Genomic DNA, 19,006 nt, shown 5'->3' on the forward strand with positions numbered 1-19,006 from the left:
ATCAGCGGGCGCCGCGGGCGAGCTGCACCGCGTGGCTCGTCGGCTCGCGGTAGAGCGGGTAGAGCGCGCCGACCCGCGCGTCGATCCCGGCGACGTCGAGCCAGGCAGGCCCGCCCAGCGCCTCCTGCGCAGCATCGGTGAGGCGCACCGGCTTCGCGCCGTCGGGCGGCGCTCCGAGCCCTGCGAGGCCGGTGTCGTCCTCCATCAGCCGCGCGACGCCGCGCGCGCCGATGCGGTGGTAGCTCATCGTCTCGCACTCTAGCCCAGGGACGATGGCCTTCACGACGTGGACACCGCTGCCCGGCGGCGTCGCGTCGTAGTAGTAGATCGGCATGCCGGCCTCGGTGAGCCGACTGGTGAGCTCGGCGAGGCGGTCGGCGGGGTCGCGAACCACCTCGTCGGGGACGCTCGGCAGGTCGGCGAAGGCGACGCGCCGCCGCTCGGCGAACACCGTCTCCCTCAGCATCTCCCTCAGCTCGGCGGCGGAGCGGTCGACCCAGGCCAGCATCTCGTCCAGGGCGCGATGCTCCTCCCCAGCGATGTCGAGGGAGGCGAGCGTCCTCTCCATGTAGCCGTCCGGCGCGAGGGCGCGGATGGGCTCCAGCGGCCCGTGCATCAGCGCCTTGCGGCAGCGTGCGGCCGCGAACTCCAGGAGCGCCTTGCGCAGCGCACGCCCGGCGCTGGGGTGCGAGGCCTCACCGCAGGCCGTCGCCTGCAACGGGAAGGCCGGCTCGTCCTCGCCACCGTCGACCACGTAGAGGTTGGTGAGGCCAAAGTCGGTGGCCGCGAGCTTGGCGACGGGCCTGATCCCGTGCTCGCCGAGCCGCACCACGAGCGAGCGGATGCCGGGGTCGTCGACGCCGTCGAGGTCGATGACGACGCCGTGGTCCATGGCGCGGAAGCGCACCGTGTTGCCGTCGCGCTGGAGGAGCTCCAGGAGCCCATGGGAGAGCGCCTGCTCGGGGGACAGCCCCGCCCCGAGGCCGTTGGTGATGGGCACGACGAGCGGCTCGGGCGCGTGCGGCGCACCGGCGCGGTGACCGCCCTCCGTGATGGCCACGAACTCGCGCGGAACCCAGGCGTCCGGCCCGTCCGGTGCGCCGTAGGGCCAGCGGTGGACCTTCACCCAGCGCAGCGTCATGTCCGCCGCGTAGGGGCTGCCGGCAGGAAGGCACAGGGTGAGCGGGTCGAGCACGCCCTCCGACCCGTGGCGCGCGACCATCTGCGCGAAGCTCCCCTCCTCGCCGGCGTCCGCGACGAGCGCGCGGGTGAGGAAGACCTCCTCCGCCAGCTCGCCGAGCGCCCCGACCCGCGCCTCCTCCGCGGTGGCGCCATAGCCGAAGCCGTGCACGATGCCGATCGCTGGGCTCATGAAGGCGTCGAGCCGTACCGGCATGGCGAGCGTGTCGAGCGCCGAGATGTCGAGGGCGAAGTGCTCCCCGTCGGGGAGCGCCGCCTCGTACGCCGCGATGGCGCGGGCGAGCTCCTCGGCAGAGGGTCCCATGGCGCGAGCCCTCGCAGCGCCCGCGCTGGCACGGCGTTCCTTCAGCGTCGCAGGGGGTGCGGTGTCGGGCACGACGAAGGCCTCCATCAGGCGCACGGTCTCCAGCTCGTCGTCCGCCCTGGTGCATGGAGCGGCGGCTGTTCGGCGCTCGGCTCGTGAGCCGATGGACACGTGGCCCTCACGATGGCGCGCGGCGGCAAGGAGGGTCGCGCGCATCGCCGCCTCGCCACCGAACTGGAAGCCGAGCTGCGTCGCGTAGGCCGCAGCCGCGTCGAGCTTCCTCGCCAAGTCGTCCGCGGAGACCTCGTGCGTGCCCGGCGGCGCGTTGCCCTTCCTGTGGGCATAGGGCTGATCGACCCAGGCGAGCACCCGGTCGCGGACGTTGAGCGCAGCCACCGCGTCGCGCACCATGAGGTGGTCGACGTGGCCGCCGATCCCCTGCGGCACGAACACGCGCGCCGCGTCCGCCACGACGGGCGCCAGCGCGGCGATCACCGTTTCGACCGGATCGTCGTCCCGCCGCGGACCGAACAGCGCCGCCGCGTTCTCGTAGCCCCGATGCGGCGCCTCGGGCAGGTCGAGCCACACCGGCGTCGCACCGAGCCGCTCACAGGCCGCCCGATCCTCCTCACGCCGCAGCGCCATGTAGTCGACGTCGGGGGAAACTCCCTTGTCGAGCTGGCAGGCGAGCGCAAAGCCCGTCGGGTGCGGCACGGAGCGCGTGAACACCGTCGCCACCGTCACGGCGACGCCCTCGCGGACCAGCCGCGCGATGGTCGCGCCGGCGGAGAACACCGCGTCGTCGAGGTGCGGGGAGACGAAGAGCGCGGTCACAACAGGTGCGGCGCGCTGCGGAAGCGGCAGGAGAGGTCAGCATCGGCGAGCGTGCGGGCAGAGGGGTCGTAGTGCGCGGACCATCCGTCCGTGACGGGCTCGCGCGCGACGTCCTCGTAGACGCCCGCGATCTGCCGTGCCACCGCGGGCCAGGCGTAGACCGTCCGCGCCTCCCCGAGCGCGGTCGCGGCGATGCGCCGGCGCAGCGCCTCGTCGTCCAGGATGCGTCGCAGCGCGCCCACCAGCGCGGCGTGGTCGGCGACCGGGACCAACAGGCCGTTCTCGCCGTCGCGTAGGCAGTCGACGACGCCCACGGCGTGGCACGAGACGACGGGAAGGCCCGAGGCCATCGCCTCGAGGATGGTGTTGGAGAACCCCTCGGCATGGGTCGGCGACACGAACACGTCGCCGAGCCAGTAGACCGCTGGCGCCGCGTCGTAGGGAGCGTAGCCGGTAAATTTCACGGGGAGCGCCAGCGCTTCCGCGCGCTCGCGTGCGGCCTCAAGGTCGGGACCGATGCCGGACACGACGACCTGCACCGGCCGCTCGGCACGGATCGCCGCGGCAGCGTCGAGGAAGTCGAGCGCGCCCTTGCGACGGTCGACGCGGCCGTGGAAGAGCAGCCGCGGCGGCGCCCCAAGCGCGCCCGGTTCGCCGGAGGGAGTGAAGCGGGAGGTGTCCACCGCGCCGGGCACGATGGTGAACCTGTCCAGCGGCGTGCCGTGGTTGTCATGCACCTCCCTCGCGAAGGAGCGGGAGCCGATGAGGAGCCGCATGGCTCCACCGAGCACCGCCTCCATCGCAGCCTTGTGCGTGGCGCAGCACGAGCCGACCCAATGCCCGTCGCCGCCCTGGATCGACACCACGTTGGGCACGCCGAGGCGTCGGGAGGCCTCCATCGCCGCGAGCCCCGTCGGGTAGGCGTACTGCGCGTGGACGACGTCGAACGGCGCATGCTCGTGCGCGGCACAGACGGCATCGACCAGCTCCGCGAGGTCGCGCTCGAAGTCCGCCGGCGCGCTGCACGACGCACGCTCCTCGCCGACCGAACGCAGCCCGTGCACCTCGACGCCCGGCACCGTGGGCGGCGGTCCTCCGCCGTAGATGCCGACGCCGGCGGCGTCCTCGCGGTACTGGCTGACCATGACGACGTCGTGGCCCATCGCGGCGAGCTGGGTGATGAGGTTGTGCGCGTAGACCGACATGCCCGAGATCGCAGGGAAGTAGCGCCGAGAGACGAAGCAGACGCGCATCAGCGGGAAGGGGGCAGTCGTGTCACAAGGGCCGAACGCGTTCGACCGGTCTCGCGGCACGCGACCCACCGCCGCACGCCGCCGCCTCCTGCCTTCTGAAAGCCCGGTTCGATGCTGTGATCGCGCTGCGGTCAGTCGCTCGGCAGGTTCTCGAGGAGGTAGTCCATGGAGCGAGGGATGATCTCGTGCGCGCGGTGGGACTCGCGCGACAGCTCGACGCTGACGAGCCCCTCGTAGCCCACCTCGTCGAGCGCCGCGAGCACCGCCGGCACGTCCATGTCGCCCTCGCCGAACGGCAGGTGCTCGTGGACGCCGCGGCGCATGTCCTCGATGGCGACGGCGCCGAGGACCGGCGCGAACTCCTTCACCGCCGAGGCCGGCTCGCGGTCGCCCGTGACGAGGCAATGGCCGGTGTCGAGGGCGAGGGCGAGCGGTGCGTCGGTCATCTGCTTCAGCGCGTCGCGCACCAGCTGAAAGTCGTCGAGCGTCGCGACCATGTGGCCGGGCTCCGGCTCGAGGGCGACCACGACGTTCGCCCCGGCGCCGAGGTTCGCGACCTTCGCCAACCCGTCGAGAAGCCAGGCGCCGGCGTTCTGCTGGCTGACGCCGCGCTGGGGCCGCCCCGCGAAGAAGGAGACCGCCTCCGCCTTGCAGATGCGCGCGACCGTCACCGCCCTCGCCAGGAAGTCGATGCGCCGGGCGCGGCCCTCCTCGGAGGGATGGAGCAGCGTCGGCTCATGCTTGTGCCGTGGATCCATGAGATAGCGCGCGCCGGTCTCCACCACGAGGGCGAGGTCAAGCTCGCCGAGCCGCTTGGCAAGGGACTCGGCGTGCGCCTCGTAGCCGTCGGCGAACGGGTCGAGGTGGTGATGGTCGAGCGTCAGCGCGACGCCCTGGTAGCCGGCCTCGGCGATCAGCTCGAGCGCGTCGTCGAGCCGATGGTTGGAGCAGCCGTTCGTGTTGTAGGCGAAGCGCAACATGTCCTTCGGCGTTCGGTTCTTCGTCAGGTCAACCGCCGACGGGGACGGAGGCTGTGGAGCGACCGGCACGCGCTTCCGGCTCGGCGACCGCCGCACCGGGCCACATGCCCGTCACGCCGCCTTATCGGCCGACTCCGCCAAAATTGAAAGCGCGACCGGCTTGGTGTTGGGCCGTCCCGCCATCTGCTGCTCGAACAGCTCCCGCGCGAGCTCGCGGGTGACGCCGGGGGCGTACTCGAACGGCGTGAGCGCCGTGCGGAAGGGCAGGGCTGAGAAGACCTCGACGTACTTGGCGAGCTCGCCGCGGGTGAGCGGGATCTCGTAGTGGTACGCCTTGTGGCAGGAGATCGCGACCGGCGTCGCGCCGTCCTCGGCGAACTCGATCTTCAGGCTGTCGCCGCAGAACAGCGCCTCATGGGCCTCGTCGAACAGCACCGAGTGCCCCTCATAATGGCCGCCCACGTGGTGCATTGTGAGGCCAGGGGCGACCACGTGCACGTCGTCGGCTGGCCAGTTGACCTTGAACGCCTTGGAGTAGGGGATGTCGCCCTTGTGGATCGTCAAGATCGGGTCGAACTCGCGCTGGAGCTGCCACAACGCACCGTAACCGTGCGGGTGGGAGCTTGCGAGGACACGGATGCCGCCGAGTTCACGGATCTTCGCGATCGCGTCGGGCTGGTAGTACGGGCACGCCTCGAAGGCGACGTTGCCGTCGTCCCGTTGCAGGAGCCAGCCCGTGGCGCCCAGCCCGAACTTCGGCGAGGCGGAGAAGCCCCACAGCCCAGGCTCGAACTCGCGCCAGGAGTTGGTGAACATCGCCCGCGCGTCGTCCTCGGTGCGGAAGTCCCAACCGTCGTCGGGCAGCGCGTTGCGCGTGTCCGTGCAGATGGGGCAGGCGATGGGATCCTGGTGGTCGAACCAGATCTGCCAGTGGCCACAGTTGGCGCAGGCATAGTGCGTCAGGGGCACGCCGCGGTCTCCCGGTTGGCCCGCTCGAGGGCGTCGGCAAGGAGGTTGAACGCCGCGAGGTCGCGACGCGGCGAGCCGGGGAAGGGCGCACCGCGCACGTGGGCGCCGAACGCCTCGATCTGCACCTCGAACGGCGAGCGGTCGTCCCGCAGCGGCACGGGACGGGCGCCGTCCGCGTCGTGGAGGGTCAGCGTGCCGCCGGCGGTCTGGCCCATGGTGTCGAGGGCGACGGCGGACGCGCGCGTGCCGACGAGCTCCAGACGCCGCCGCGGCAGCGCGTCAGGGCAGTTGTAGCCCACCGACAGCGTGGCGAGGATGTCCCCGGCGTAGCGCGCGGACACGATGCCCCCGTCGTCGACGTCGTAGGAGTGGACGCGGCGCTGCAGCATGACGTCCACCGCGACGGGGTCGGCGCCGGTGAGCGCAGCGACGAGGTCGATGCCGTGGGGTGCGAGGTCGAGCACCGCCCCGCCGCCGGCCCGCCTGGGGTCGACCCGCCAGTTGTCGGCAGCCCAGTCCCGCGGCAGCCAGCAGGCGTAGCGGATCGTCGCCTGCGTGACGGTGCCGAGCGCCCCCGCGACCACGAGGTCGCGCAGCGCCCTGTGCGCGGCGTGGAAGCGCTGGTCGTAGGCGGTGGCGTAGGGCACCTCGGCCCTGAGCGAGGCGTCGACCATCGCCGCGGCGTCCTCGCGCGTCGTCGCCATGGGCTTCTCGCACAGGACGGCCTTGCCCGCCGCCGCGGCAGCGACGACCGCGTGGCGATGGGCGTCGTTGGGGGTCGCGACGTAGACCGCCTCGACGGCGTCGTCCGAAAGGAGGTCGTCGAGGGACGCCGCGCGGCGCGCGCCAAGGCCGTGCCCGACGGCGGGCGCGGCGTCGAAGACGGCGACGAGCTCGGCGACCGTGCGGATCGCCGGGATCGCGTAGTCCCGTGCCACCCAGCCGCAGCCGACCACGCCCCAGCCGACGGCTGGCGGCGGCGCGCTCACCACAGGTCCGGCAGCGGCACGAGGGTGCGCCGCGCGTGGCGCACGGGCAGGGGCATCGCTGCCTCCGCCGCGCCGTCCGGCACGGACAGGTAGTGCGCGTCCGCATACTCGCGCGCGAAGTCCTCCGAGGGCCAGTGCGGCAGCAGCCCGCCGTTGCCGTCCGACGCCAGAAGCGGGTTCTCGCGAAGGACGAGGCCGGGCGGCGCCCAGACCGGCGTCGGCTCCGCGAGCATCGAGCCGAACGCAAGGCTGACGGCGGCCACGACCGCGTCGCCCTCGAAAGGTGGCACGCTGGCCGCGCCCATAGAGACGAACCAATCGGTCAGCGACGCGTCGTCGATGAGGCTCGCACCGGGCAGGAGGCTGCACCAGCCCTGCACGGTCATCGGGTAGGCGCGCGACCCGGCGTGGTCGTGTCCGGCCACGTGGCAGTGCCCGGCGAGCACCGCGCCGCCGCTCGCCGTGCGTTCCATGGCTGCGATGACGAAGGCCTTGTCCTCGTCGGGCAGGAAGTAGAGCGCGTCGTGCGCCAGCACGGTGGCGCTCGTCGCAGCCTCGATGGGCAGCGTCTCTGCGTTGGCGCACACCAGGCGATCGAGCTTGAGGTAGCGCCGGCCAAGCCACAGCTTGGAGAACACGAGGTCGACGCCGGCCGTTCGGAAGCCGTGCGCAGCGAACTCGCGCAACAGCTGTCCGGTGCCGCAGCACACCTCCACGAACGGCGAATGGGACGGGGCGTACAGCGCCGCGAGCGCGACGCCCGATAGGAACGTCGGCGCCGACCAGCGGTGCGCGAAGTAGTCCGCCACCGGACCGAAGTTGAGCGCCCCCATCGCCTCGCGGAAGGTGGCATCCGGCGAGGCGACGACCTCGCGGATGGTGGCGTCGTCGGGTGGCGGCAGCGGAGCGAAGTCGTCCTGATCTGCGAGGAGCAGCGTCAGCGCGGCGGTCTCGTCACCGGCGTCAAGCGCGGCGAGCGCCTCCGCCCTCAGCTCCTCGCGTCCCGTGCGCAGGTACGGGATGCCATCCGCCACCGGCCAGCGCGAGACCCCATCCGTGAGGCTGTGTGCGGTGTCGGCGACGAGCGGGCGACGGCTGACGGGATCGACGATCGAGATCAAAAGGTCAGTCCGAGCCGCTGGAGGACCCCGTACTGGAACCCCTGGAGCGGCCCCGGATGGACGAGCTCGCGCGCGTCCATGGCATCCGACAGCGAGAAGCCCGCAAGGTTCGCATAATGGCGCTGCTGTAGCACGCGGTCGACGACGTCGGCAACGTTGAACGCGTGCCCCACCGGGTCGTCGACGTCGTCCCTGCGGGCGAGGACCGAGCGGACATGACCGGCGAGCTCGTCCGGCAGGTCGGCGAGCGCGCGGTCGGTCAGCCTTTCGAACATCGCCGCGAGGTGGTCGTCGAGGATGCGCTCGGCCGCGAAGCCGCCGTCCGGCAGGTAGGCGTTGGGCAGGTGATGGGCGAGGCCGAGGAGCACGGCCTCACCGGCAAGGCGCCCACGCCGCACCTCCGCCAGGCCGGCGATCACCGCGACGGACCAGCAGTGCTCGGAGTGCATCTCCTCCGGCGTCAGGACGAGCCGCGGGGCACCTTCGCTGACGGCTCCGGCACGCGGCTGGTCGCACAGGAGCTCCACGAAGCGCGGCACCTCGCCGGGTGCCGCGAGGCCGTCCGCCACCGCGTCGAGGCGATCGGCGAGGCCACCGACCGACGGCCCGATGGTGCGCTCGGCGGCACGGCGGTAGATCGTCCGCCGGTCGCTGGGCGCGACGCCCGCCTCGGCCAGAGCGGCTCCGTCCACCGGGCCCAGCGCGACCTGCGCGGCGGCAAGCGCCACCTCGGTCAGCGCAACGTCCTCAAGGTCCGCGCCGCCGACGAGGGACGACCAGGCCCGCCGGAAGCCGGTGTCGGCCAGCGAGCGCCCCCGCAGCTGCGCCGAGCGCACGCGCTTCAGCTCGACGAGTTCGGCGAACACGGGTCCCAGCGCGGGATCGACGTCCCCATGATCCGCCTGCGACCCCACGGCGACGGGGGCGTCCGCAGCTTCCTGCGCCATCGTCAGTTCGCGGTCTCCAGGACAGGCAGCACCGGCGCGGCGACACCGGCGAGCCAGGCCTCGAACGCCCGCTCCTGCTCGAAGAAGGCGTGGACCGGCGCGCCGTCGCGGGTGAGCGGCGCCTTGAAGAACACGCCGAGCGCCTCGACGGGTCCCGCCTCGCCGCGTTCGTGGGCGAGGTCGAGGCAACGCGCGATATCGATGACGAGGGGCGCCGCGAGGATCGAGTCGCGGCACAGGAAGTTCACCTTGATCTGCATCTTGTGGCCGAGGAAGCCGGACACGTCGATGTTGTCCCACGCCTCCTTGTCGTCGCCGCGCGGCGGGTAGTACTTGATGTCGACGATGTGGTTCTCGACCTTGTAGCCGAGCATCGAGTCGAGCACGTCGCCCTTGGTGCCGAGCTTGGACTTGAGCGAGTCCGGGTCGTGGAGGGCGAGCCCGTCGCGGTTGCCGAGGATGTTCGTCGAGTACCATCCGTCCACGGTGAGCGAGCGGGCGCGCAGGGCCGGCGCGATCACCGTCTTCATGAAGGTCTGCCCGGTCTTGCCGTCGCGCCCTGCGACGGGCACGCGGTGGCGCTCTGCGAGGGCGAGGAGCGCCGGCACCTCCGCCGCGGCCGACGGGGTGAAGTTGCCGTAGGGGCAGCCCGCGGTGATCGCCGCGTGGGCGTAGAGCATGGCCGGGCTGATGCGCGGGCTGTCGGCATCGATGGCGGCCTCGAAGGCGTCGATGTCGGCGAGCTCGGGATGGTCGAGCTCGGCGATCCTCTCGGTGGACGCGAGGTTGATGACGACGACGCGTCCAAGCGCGTTCTCCGCGCGGAACGCCTCGATGTCGCGCCGGACCTGCTCGGCCACCGCGCGCTTGGAGTTGCCGCGGATGACGTTGCCGCCGGTGACGTTGCGGCAGAACTGCGGGTCGCACACCGCAGGCAGCGGCGTGATGCGCGAAAGGCGCGGCGCCACTGCCTCGATCTGGCGCTCGCTGAGGACGCGGTGGCCGGCAAGCGCCGTCGCAAGGTCGGTGCCGTCGAAGTCCCAACCCATGATGGCGAGCTGCGCCGTGTCGACGAGCCCGATCACGTCCCGTCCCGCCAGCGGCAGGCCGGCTGCCCCGATCTCACCCTGCCTCATGAGTTCGAGGCCGGCGACCGCGGTCGTGGCGACGCCACCTCCGAGGCCGACGATGGCGAGACCCACTCGGCGGGACGATCGATCGAGCATGCTGAGGTCCTCGGCGTGGCCGCGTTCGGGTCGACGCAGCTCTCGATTGTTGCAGGCAGACGCTGCGACAGGGGATGCCGGGGCGGTGTCGATCGTTCATCCGCTGCGACCTTATGGGTCTCGGACCTTTCCGGTCCGATCGCGTGCGGGGAACCGCGGCGGGCCCCCCCGCGTCTGTTGAAATGGGGACGAGGGGAGGACGGATGTCGTCGACGCATTCCGGGGCGGGTCCGGACGGCCGCTACGCCGAGGACGTGATCGAGATCCCACCGCGGGCCTGGCTCGCGATCCTAAGGCGCACGCTGCGATCGTTCACCACGGACAACCTGTCGCTCGTCGCAGGGGGGGCCACGTTCTTCCTGCTGCTCGCGATCTTTCCGGCGCTCGCCGCGTTCGTCGCGCTCTACGGCCTCTTGTTCGACGTCGCCACCGTGGAAGGGCACGTGGCGGCGATGGCCGGCGTCCTGCCGGCGGCCGCCATCGACCTCGTCGGCGCCGAGCTGAACCGGCTCGCGTCCCAGCCGTCCGGCGCGCTCGGCGTCGGCTTCGTGGTCGGCCTCCTCATCGCGCTGTGGAGCGCCAACGCCGGCGTCAAGGCGCTGTTCGCGGCGCTCAACCAGGTCTATGGCGAGGTGGAGGAGCGCGGCTTCGTGCGCCTGACGCTCACCTCGCTTGCCTTCACGCTCGCCGCGATCATCGGCGCTGCTCTGCTCCTGGCGGCGGTGGTCGTCGTGCCCATCGTGCTGGGCCGGCTCGGCCTGTCGGACGCGACGCATTGGATGCTGTCGCTGCTGCGCTGGCCGGTGCTTCTCCTCCTCGTCATGGTCGGCATCGCGATCCTGTTCCGCTACGGCGGCTCGCGGCGGCCGCCGCGCTGGCGGTGGATCGTCTGGGGCGCAGCGGTGACGGCGGTGCTGTGGGTCGCGGCGTCTGCGGCGTTCTCGTACTACCTGTCCAACTTCGCGGACTACAACGCCACGTACGGCTCACTCGGCGCGGTCGTCGGCTTCATGATGTGGCTTTACGTCTCGCTGATGATCCTGTTCGCAGGCGCCGAGCTGAACGCCGAGGTCGAGCGCCAGCTCGTCACCGACACGACCGTGGGGCCGGCCAAGCCCATGGGCAGCCGCGGCGCGATGGTCGCCGACACGCTGCCGGAGGACCTCGAGGAACCGACGCCCCGTTAGCAGTCGCGCGCGGCGGCTGCCAGCTAAGCTGTTGTATGGCTTGCCAGATGGTCCTTCGCCGGCTTGCGTTCGCCGCGCCGCATGGCACACTTTCCCATCACACGGTGGAGAGCCCGATGGCGACAGCGTTCGAGCGTGAGTTGGCCGGCTACAGCCTAACGACGGCGGAGATCCTCTACAGGCTGCCGGACCATCCGGCGATCCTGCAAAGCTACGTCTGGCAGGACTACGACGTCGCCCCGGAGTTCCCGGTGCTGGAGTCCTTCCTCAGCTTCTGGCGCCGCGAGATCGAGGGCAAGCTGCACTCGGTCAACGTGAGCTACCGCAGGAAGCTCGCCGCCGGCGCGTGGCGCACGGTCCAGTTCCAGCACGTGCACTGATCGACCGTTCGCGGGGCGCGCTGCATCGAAGGGCGCCTTCGGGGTCGGTCGCTGAACCACGGCAGGGTGGCTTGCGAACCGGCGCGTCCAGGGTCTGCCGACCTGGCGCCGGCACCGCCGCGCCGCTTACGGCGGAACGGCCGCTGTCAGAAGCCGCCGTCCCTGCCATGGGCGATCGAGCTGGGTCGCGCTCGACGTGGTCCGCCGGGGGCGGTGCAGTTGGGCGCGGCAGGCCCGTCCCAAGGCGATGGGTGCGGCGCGACGGGGGCTAGGGTCCCGCCGGACCGTGCCGGACGTCGAACGCTTCCCGGCGGAGGCTGTGCCCTTGGGCGATGAAGAGTTATATTTGTCCCATGCGGACGCAGCCCGAGGTCATGGCCCGATGAACACCCCCCTCTACCAAGCGCATCCCACGATGTTCGCCGACGAACCGGGGCGCTTCATCCTCGCCTGCCTCCTCGTGCCCCTCGTCATCGGCATCGTCTGGCTCGTCGCCTGGTACATCGTCAACCGTTCCACCCTCGTCACGGTGGGCGACGATCGCATCTCGCTGCGTCGCGGCGTGTTCTCCAAGGAGAACATCGAGGTGGAGATGAGCATGATCCGCACCGTGCGCGTGGATCAGACGTTCGTGGACCGCATCTTCAACTGCGGGATCTTGAAGGTCTACACCGCCGGCGACCTGCCCGACATCGAGCAGGGTGGGCTGCCCGACCCCACCCGCCTGCGCACCGTCCTGCGCACCGCCCGCGACCGCACCGCCTGAGCCGCTGGTCCCGATCACGCGCCACAGGGACGGGACCCACGGACGGGCTCGCGCGTTCACCTTCCGCACCAGCGCGCGAGTTGCGACGATGCTTGGACCAGTTCGCAAGGTGCGACGATGCGAGCTGTGCGCTGATTGAACACCGGCACAACCCCTTGGAGAGCCATGACAGACGCCGACGCCGACGCCCCCATCCCCAAGCCGCGGTACCAGGAACATCCGCGCATGTTCGCCGACGAGCCTGGTCGCTTCATCCTCGCCTGCATCCTCGTCCCGTTCGTCGTCGGCATCGTCTGGCTCGTCGCCTGGTACATTCAGGTGCGCTGCACGCTGGTCACCGTCGGCGACGAGCGCGTCCTCCTCACCCGTGGCGTGTTCTCCAAGGAGCGGCTCGAGATCGAGCTGGAGTCGATCCGCACGGTGCGCGTCGACCAGACCTTCGTCGACCGCATCTTCAACTGCGGCATCCTCAAGATCTACACCGCCGGCGACAACCCGGAGCTGCTGCAGGGCGGCATGCCCGACCCCGAGCGCCTGCGCAGCGCGCTGCGCACCTGAGCGCTGCGCCGGTGCGGAGCGGTGCCACGCGGGCGCCTCGTGCGGCGAGCCGGCTCGACGTCTTCATCGCCCGCATGAGCGCCCAGCGCGCCTTACTGGGGGACGTCGCCGCGCGGCTCGACGTCCTTGGCCCGGTGCTGGAGCTCGGCCTCGGCAACGGGCGCACCTTCGACCACCTGCGGCTCATCCTGCCGGACCGCGAGATCTTCGTGTTCGACAGGGCGGTCACCGCGCACCCCGCGTCGATCCCCGACGCGCACCACATGATCGTCGGGGAGATCCGCGAGACGCTGGCCTTCTGCGATGACCGTGTCATGGAGCCGGCGGCGCTCATCCATTGCGACCTTGGCTCTGGCGACCCCAGCGCCGACCGCGCCAAGGCGCACTGGCTCGCACCGCTGATCGCGGAACGCACGGCGCCGGGCGGGTACGTGGCGAGCGGCCTCGCCCTCGACCTCGCCGGGTTCGCCGTGTTGCCGCGCACCCCTGACGCAGAGCTCGGCAACTACCACCTCTACCGAAGCCCGCGCTGATCCGGTCGCACCCGGGGGCGGGCGTGTCGTTTGACGGTCACCGACCTGCGTGGCATGCGCTGGCGTTCGCAGTTGAGGAGGTGCGTTTGGCCTCGAGGGCCTTCTTCCGATGCCGCGCGTGCGGCGAGCCCGTCGTCTCGGGTGCGTACCGCTGTCCGGTCTGCGGCATCGACTTCCCGACCGGCACGCCCGGCGCTCCGTTCGCGCCCGACTCTCCGGCGACGGTCGATCCCGCGCGTCGCGATGCTCGGGGGCCCGCGCAGCCGTCCCGCCCATCCCCGGCGGCGCCTGCCGAATCCGAGGTCGACACCGCCGAGATCGCCACGCGGCTCGACGCGGCGCTCGGTCAGGAGCTGGTCGTGCGAGGTGCCGGACCGGTGCCCGATCCGCGGCACGACCTCAGGCGCGAACCGGACGAACTGAGCGCGGAGGTCGTGGCCGAGTGGTCCGAGGCGGACGCCCAGGACGCGCCAGGCACGCCCGGCGAAGCGCAGGACGCCACTGAGCCCCAGCCTGGGCTTGCGGCCGCATCCCCATCGCCGTCGCCGGCCGATGAGGCGGAGGCGAGCGCCGCGGAGGTTCGGCGCGGGCCGTCCATTGGCGGCCTCGAGGCGATGAGCCCGGCCCAGGAGCGGCGCGTGGGCTCGGCGAGCGCCGGCGCCGAGGCCATCGTGCCGCACGGCGAGCCCCGCCCGTCAGCGGCCGCTTCCGACACCATCGTCCCCACCGATCGCCGCGAACTGGAGGGGACCGGCCCGGCGCGGGCGGACCTGTCCGTTGCCCCGATGCGCGGCCGCGAGCCGTCGGCGTCGGCGCCGGCGATGCCGTACTACGACGTGCCGCCGCCGACACGCCAGAAGCGCAGCCTCGGACGCAGCCTGCTTGCGACCACGTCCGCCGCGCTCCTCGTCATCGTCGCGTTGGGCGGCGCGGCTTGGTACGCCGATCGCGACGAGGGCGCAGGTCGCCTGCTTACCAATAACGGCGCCGGAGCTGACGACGTCATCACCGTGCAGGCGGACGACGGCTGGGTCGACATCCCCACCGAACCCGGCGCCGTCTACGTCACCGCCGACGGCACCTTCCGCCTGCGCGTCGACGGAACGGTGTATACGGGGACGCGCAACAGCCGAGTGCGCGTGCCGATGGGCGAGGGCACCGCGTTGGCAGTGCGCACGGTCCGCGCCCCCACGGTCGTGCAGGTGTCGCGCGAGTTGCGCTAGTCGCCGGCAAGGTCGCATACGACCCGAGGTCGTGCCAGCTCGCTGCCACCTCCACGTCTTTCGATCCTAGGAGCTCGTCGTAGCGACACACTCGCCTTAAGATCGTTCATGCGTGCTTGACTTCTATCTAAGGTATAGGCAAACGCGTTCCCAAGCGTCGCGGGGCAGTCGTCGTCGGCGGCTGGGCAGGTTCCCCGCGACGGATCGTTGGATGCCGCCGACCCACCACGGTCGGTGGGGCGAGGGAAGCGCATGGCGATCTCAATCGGGACGACGACGTTCGGGACGATCCAGGCTGCGGTGGACGCTGCCGCGCCGGGCGACACCATCGTCGTCACGGCGGGCACCTATGAGGAGCAGGTCCTCATCCCGCCGACCCGAACCGGCCTCACCATCGACGCCGAGCCCGGCGCGGTGCTGCGCTCGCCGCCGCTCGTCGACCTCGTGCCCTTCGCCGCCGGCAGCCTTGCGACCGTGGCCGTCCTCGCCGTCGCGGCCACTGGCGTGACCATCAACGGCCTCACGGTGGACGGCGCGGGCCTCGGGACGGTCCCGCCGGGCACCGAGGTCGACATCGTCGGCATCGCGGTCACGGCGGACGACGTCGTCATCGACGGCGCCTCGGTGGTCGGCTTCGACGTCGGCAGCGCGGACTACCCCTGGCGCGGCGCCGCAGTCGCGGCGGTGGGCGTTGGGCTCCCCATCGACTTCACGCTCACCCAAAGCACGCTGGAAGGCACGCCGCGCTCGGCGGTGCTCCTCATCAACACCCGCGCCACGGTGACCGGCAACACCCTCGAGGCCGGCGGCAACAGCGACGTCCTGCGCTACGGCATCCAGGCGTTCGACGTGTCGGGCCTCATCGCCGACAACACGATCACCGGCTACGGCAACACCGATGCGCTCCCCCTCGTCTACGACGCGGCGATCAGGGTCGTCGGCTCGAGCTACCTGTCGGTCGTGCGCAACACGATCCGCTCGGAAGCCGGGCTCTTCGTCGAGGCGGACGGCATCGTCATCACCGGACCGCAGAACACCAACCTCGAGGTGACCGCCAACGACATCGTCGGGCCGGACATCCTGTCGGCGGCGGTGGGGATCATCCTCTCCAACGTCACCAACTCCCTCATCGGGCCGAACACGATCGCGAGCGTGACCATCGGCATCGCGACGCAGGGCGGCAACATCTTCTCCACCACCATCGAAGAGAGCTTCGTCAGCGACGCCGTGCTCGGCCTGTCGTACGCCACCGACGCCTTCGGGCCGGACCGCGTCATGGGCACCAACCTGTCCAACCGCATCGTGACCGGCGGTGAGAACGATACGATCTCCGGAGGAGGCTTCGACGACACGATCAACGCCGGCGACGGCGACGACATCGTCTCGAGCGGGGATGGCGCGGACGTCATCGACGCGGGTAGCGGCGCCGACGACGTCGCCGCCGGTGCGGGCAACGACGCGGTGGATGCCGGGATCGGCGCGGATACGGTGCGCGGCGGGGCCGGCGACGACCTCATCGCCGGGCAGGGCGACGACGACAGCCTGTTCGGCGGCGGCGGCAACGACACCATGAGGGGCGGCCTCGGGGCGGACCTCATGGACGGCGGCGACGGCGACGACTTGCTCGTCGGGAACGCGGACAACGACACGCTCCTCGGCGGCGCGGGCGCGGACACCCTGGACGGCTCCAACGGGGAGGACCGCCTGTCGGGCGGCGACGGCAACGATTCCCTGGACGGAGGCGTCGGCAGCGACACGCTCGAGGGCGGCGCGGGCGACGACACGCTGAACGGCGCCGGCGGCGTCGACACCCAGGTCGGCGGGACCGGCGACGACCTCTACCTGACGGACGACTTCAACGACGTCGTCACCGAACTCGCCGGCGAGGGCCGCGACACGCTGCAGACCACGGTCCCGAGCCTGACGCTGCCTGACAACGTCGAGGACTTCGTCTACACCAACATCATCCCCTACGACCTCGTGGGCAACGGCGGGGACAACACCATCGAGATCCGCCCCGGACCCGATGCACCGCGCGGCGTGATGGCAGGGCTGGCGGGCGACGACACGCTCGTCGGCAACGTCGGCAACGACACCCTCGACGGAGGGGTTGGTGCCGATCTCCTCATCGGTGGAGAGGGCGACGACCTCTACATCGTCGACGACGCCGGCGACGTCGTCGACGATGGCGGCCTGGAGCGCATCGCTGGCGGCGTGGACACCATCGCGTCGGCGGCCATCGACATCGACCTCAACGCCTACGCCGCGATCGAGAACGCCTTCGTCCTCGACGTCCGCAGCACCACGTCCGTCAACCTTGCAGGCACCGCCGAGGCCAATCGGCTCGTCGGCAACGACGGCACCAACGTCATCTCCGGCAGGGCAGGCGACGACCTCCTCGAGGGCCTCGGCGGCGCCGACAGCGTCTACGGCGGTGCCGGGAACGACACCGTGTCCGGCGGCGGTGGCGATGACTACGTCTGCGGCGGGGACGGCGACGACCTCATGGAGGGCCGCGACGGCAACGACGTGATGGCCGGCGGAAGCGGCGCGGACGGCATGGTCGGCGACGGCGGCGACGACGTGTTGCACGGCGGCGACGGCGACGATTCGCTACGCGGCAACGACGGTAACGACACGCTGTGTGGCCAGGGGGGCTCGGACATCCTCGTCGGCGGTGCCAACGCCGACTCGCTGAACGGGAACGACGGCGACGACACGCTCATCGGCGGCAGTGGCGCCGACACCGTGCTGGGGGCGACCGGCAACGACGACCTCGCCGGCGGCATCGACGACGACGTCCTGTTCGGCGGCGACGGCAATGACACCCTGAACGGCGACACGGGCGCCGACCGCATGTCCGGCGGCACCGGCGACGACATCTACTTCGTCGACGACGCCGGCGACGTGGTGGCCGAACGCGTCAACGGCGGCTTCGACATCGTCGTCACCAGCCTGTCGGCCTACGCGCTCGCCGGCAACGTCGAGGCGATGATCTACTTCGGCACTGGGACCTACGACCTCACCGGCAACGGGCTCGACAACGAGGTCGACGGCGGCGTGCTGAGCCAGGGCGGCACGGCGGACGGCGGCGCCGGCAACGACCTGCTGCTCGGGACCGCGTTCGCCGACACGCTGATCGGTGGCGTTGGCGCCGACACCCTCATCGGCGGCGAGGGCGACGACACCTACAGGGTCGACGACGTAGGCGACGTGGTGCTTGAGGCCGACGCTGGCCTGTCCATCGCCGGCGGAGGCGTCGACACGATCCTCACCGACGGCATCGACGTCGACCTGTCCGGTCTCCTCGACATCGAGAACGCGTCGGCAACCGACGCGACGGCCGCAGCCGACCTCATCCTCACCGGCAACGCGTTGGCCAACCTCCTGTCAGGCAACGCCGGTGCGAACCGGCTGCTGGGCAGCGACGGCGACGACACGCTCGACGGCAACGGTGGCAACGACGTCCTCGAGGGCAACGGCGGTGCCGACTCCATCGTCGGTGGCCAGGGTGACGACATCGCACTCGGCGGCGCGGAGGGCGATACCATCGAGGGCGGGGCCGGCAACGACCGACTGTCCGGACAGGCCGGTGAGGACGCGTTGAAGGGGGGCACTGGCAACGACACGCTCTTCGGGGCTTTCGGCGCCGATACGCTCAATGGCGGCGACGGTGCGGACTCGCTGATCGGCGGGACCGAGGACGACCAACTCTTCGGCGGTCAGGGCGGCGACGAGCTGTTCGGGGCAGCGGGCATCGATTTCCTCGACGGCGGCGCTGGGGCCGACACGATGAGTGGCGGCACCGGCGACGACGTGATGTTCGGCGGTGACGGCAACGATGTTCTCATCGGCGATGCCGGCGACGACGTCCTGGCTGGGGAGGCGGGGGCAGACACGCTGCGCGGCGGCCTCGGCGACGACCTCTACGTCGTCGATGACGCGGACGACCTGGTCGTCGAGTTCGCCGGCGGCGGCACCTTGGACATGGTGCTCACGTCGCTCTCCTCCTACACGCTGTCGAAACAGGTCGAGGGGCTCGCCTACGTCGGCACGGGGGCGCACGCGCTGACCGGCAACGACGCCGCCAACGACATCACCGGCAACGGCAACCTCGGCGGCTCGCTCATGGGGTTGGCGGGCGACGACACGCTGAGCGGAGCCGCTGGCGACGACACGCTGACCGGCGGCGCCGGTGCCGACGTCCTGTTCGGCGGCACCGGTGCGGACGTGTTCGACCTCGATGCGGCGGGCGAGGTCGGCATCGGTGCGGCGGCCGACATCGTCCTCGACTTCCTTCAGGGCGTGGACCTCATCGACCTGTTGGACGTCGCGAGGTTCGCGTTCGCCGGCACCGGCCCGTTCACCGGAGGCGGCGCTGAGGTGCGCTACCGCTTCGACGGCGCGAACACGGTGGTCGAGCTCGACAGCGACGCCAACGGCGTGGGCGACGGCGAGCTCGTGCTCGTCCAGCAGAACACCGACCTCACGGCGTCGGACTTCATCTTCTGACGCGAGCGTCCGCGGGACCGGGGC

At 71.4% G+C, this 19,006-nt stretch carries 15 protein-coding genes; 7 read left to right on the forward strand and 8 right to left on the reverse strand.

What is annotated here, in order from left to right; genetic code table 11:
- Window position 1: 1 nt before the first annotated feature.
- The 8 genes from ACOOE8_RS12510 to ACOOE8_RS12545 form a co-directional block, all read right to left on the reverse strand.
- The gene (locus tag ACOOE8_RS12510; protein WP_420391781.1) at window positions 2-2,338 is read right to left on the reverse strand and encodes a YcaO-like family protein; all 2,337 of its coding nucleotides are present in this window, start codon (window positions 2,336-2,338) and stop codon (window positions 2-4) included.
- A complete protein-coding gene (locus ACOOE8_RS12515) occupies window positions 2,335-3,591 on the reverse strand; it encodes a glycosyltransferase family 4 protein (protein ID WP_420391782.1) in 1,257 nt (418 codons plus the stop codon). Before ACOOE8_RS12515 ends, ACOOE8_RS12510 begins: the two co-directional genes overlap by 4 nt.
- 131 nt (window positions 3,592-3,722) lie before the next feature.
- Complete coding sequence (locus tag ACOOE8_RS12520) at window positions 3,723-4,571, reverse strand: sugar phosphate isomerase/epimerase family protein (RefSeq protein ID WP_420391783.1); 849 nt, start codon at window positions 4,569-4,571, stop codon at window positions 3,723-3,725.
- 111 nt (window positions 4,572-4,682) lie between these two features.
- Entirely contained in the window at window positions 4,683-5,540 is an 858-nt protein-coding gene (locus ACOOE8_RS12525; RefSeq protein WP_420391784.1) for a hypothetical protein, read from the reverse strand.
- A complete protein-coding gene (locus ACOOE8_RS12530; protein WP_420391785.1) occupies window positions 5,531-6,532 on the reverse strand; it encodes a Gfo/Idh/MocA family protein in 1,002 nt (333 codons plus the stop codon). Before ACOOE8_RS12530 ends, ACOOE8_RS12525 begins: the two co-directional genes overlap by 10 nt.
- Complete coding sequence (locus tag ACOOE8_RS12535; protein WP_420391786.1) at window positions 6,526-7,650, reverse strand: class I SAM-dependent methyltransferase; 1,125 nt, start codon at window positions 7,648-7,650, stop codon at window positions 6,526-6,528. Before ACOOE8_RS12535 ends, ACOOE8_RS12530 begins: the two co-directional genes overlap by 7 nt.
- Window positions 7,647-8,597: a hypothetical protein gene (locus ACOOE8_RS12540; RefSeq protein ID WP_420391787.1), complete on the reverse strand. Its 951-nt coding sequence runs from the start codon at window positions 8,595-8,597 to the stop codon at window positions 7,647-7,649. The genes ACOOE8_RS12535 and ACOOE8_RS12540 overlap by 4 nt, the downstream gene beginning before the upstream one ends.
- 2 nt (window positions 8,598-8,599) lie before the next feature.
- Window positions 8,600-9,823, reverse strand: a complete 1,224-nt coding sequence (locus ACOOE8_RS12545; protein WP_420391788.1) for an inositol-3-phosphate synthase — start codon at window positions 9,821-9,823, stop codon at window positions 8,600-8,602.
- A gap of 203 nt (window positions 9,824-10,026) precedes the next feature.
- Here ACOOE8_RS12545 and ACOOE8_RS12550 point away from each other — a divergent pair, with 203 nt between their 5' ends.
- The 7 genes from ACOOE8_RS12550 (at window position 10,027) to ACOOE8_RS12580 (ending at window position 18,982) form a co-directional block, all read left to right on the forward strand.
- Window positions 10,027-11,010, forward strand: a complete 984-nt coding sequence (locus ACOOE8_RS12550; RefSeq protein WP_420391789.1) for a YihY/virulence factor BrkB family protein — start codon at window positions 10,027-10,029, stop codon at window positions 11,008-11,010.
- A 116-nt stretch (window positions 11,011-11,126) separates the two neighbouring features.
- Window positions 11,127-11,390: an usg protein gene (locus ACOOE8_RS12555; protein WP_420391790.1), complete on the forward strand. Its 264-nt coding sequence runs from the start codon at window positions 11,127-11,129 to the stop codon at window positions 11,388-11,390.
- A gap of 382 nt (window positions 11,391-11,772) precedes the next feature.
- The gene (locus ACOOE8_RS12560; protein ID WP_420391791.1) at window positions 11,773-12,156 is read left to right on the forward strand and encodes a PH domain-containing protein; all 384 of its coding nucleotides are present in this window, start codon (window positions 11,773-11,775) and stop codon (window positions 12,154-12,156) included.
- Window positions 12,157-12,321: 165 nt separating this feature from the next.
- The gene (locus tag ACOOE8_RS12565; RefSeq protein ID WP_420391792.1) at window positions 12,322-12,714 is read left to right on the forward strand and encodes a PH domain-containing protein; all 393 of its coding nucleotides are present in this window, start codon (window positions 12,322-12,324) and stop codon (window positions 12,712-12,714) included.
- Window positions 12,715-12,725: 11 nt separating this feature from the next.
- Window positions 12,726-13,247 (forward strand): class I SAM-dependent methyltransferase, encoded by a 522-nt coding sequence (locus ACOOE8_RS12570; protein WP_420391793.1) that lies wholly within the window; start codon window positions 12,726-12,728, stop codon window positions 13,245-13,247.
- An 86-nt stretch (window positions 13,248-13,333) separates the two neighbouring features.
- Window positions 13,334-14,470 carry a hypothetical protein gene (locus tag ACOOE8_RS12575; protein WP_420391794.1) on the forward strand — a complete coding sequence of 379 codons (1,137 nt, stop codon included), beginning with the start codon at window positions 13,334-13,336 and terminating at the stop codon, window positions 14,468-14,470.
- A gap of 252 nt (window positions 14,471-14,722) precedes the next feature.
- Window positions 14,723-18,982: a hypothetical protein gene (locus ACOOE8_RS12580; protein WP_420391795.1), complete on the forward strand. Its 4,260-nt coding sequence runs from the start codon at window positions 14,723-14,725 to the stop codon at window positions 18,980-18,982.
- Window positions 18,983-19,006 lie beyond the last annotated feature (24 nt).

This window comes from Acuticoccus sp. (genome assembly GCF_965213555.1).
Classification (GTDB): Bacteria; Pseudomonadota; Alphaproteobacteria; order Rhizobiales; family Amorphaceae; genus Acuticoccus.

Coding starts and splice junctions, on each gene's coding strand:
- ACOOE8_RS12580 (WP_420391795.1), top strand. CDS start 14,723: ATGGCGATCTCAATCGGGACGACGACGTTCGGGACGATCCAGGCTGCG.
- ACOOE8_RS12550 (WP_420391789.1), top strand. CDS start 10,027: ATGTCGTCGACGCATTCCGGGGCGGGTCCGGACGGCCGCTACGCCGAG.
- ACOOE8_RS12515 (WP_420391782.1), bottom strand. CDS start 3,591: ATGCGCGTCTGCTTCGTCTCTCGGCGCTACTTCCCTGCGATCTCGGGC.
- ACOOE8_RS12565 (WP_420391792.1), top strand. CDS start 12,322: ATGACAGACGCCGACGCCGACGCCCCCATCCCCAAGCCGCGGTACCAG.
- ACOOE8_RS12555 (WP_420391790.1), top strand. CDS start 11,127: ATGGCGACAGCGTTCGAGCGTGAGTTGGCCGGCTACAGCCTAACGACG.
- ACOOE8_RS12520 (WP_420391783.1), bottom strand. CDS start 4,571: ATGTTGCGCTTCGCCTACAACACGAACGGCTGCTCCAACCATCGGCTC.
- ACOOE8_RS12560 (WP_420391791.1), top strand. CDS start 11,773: ATGAACACCCCCCTCTACCAAGCGCATCCCACGATGTTCGCCGACGAA.
- ACOOE8_RS12540 (WP_420391787.1), bottom strand. CDS start 8,597: ATGGCGCAGGAAGCTGCGGACGCCCCCGTCGCCGTGGGGTCGCAGGCG.
- ACOOE8_RS12545 (WP_420391788.1), bottom strand. CDS start 9,823: ATGCTCGATCGATCGTCCCGCCGAGTGGGTCTCGCCATCGTCGGCCTC.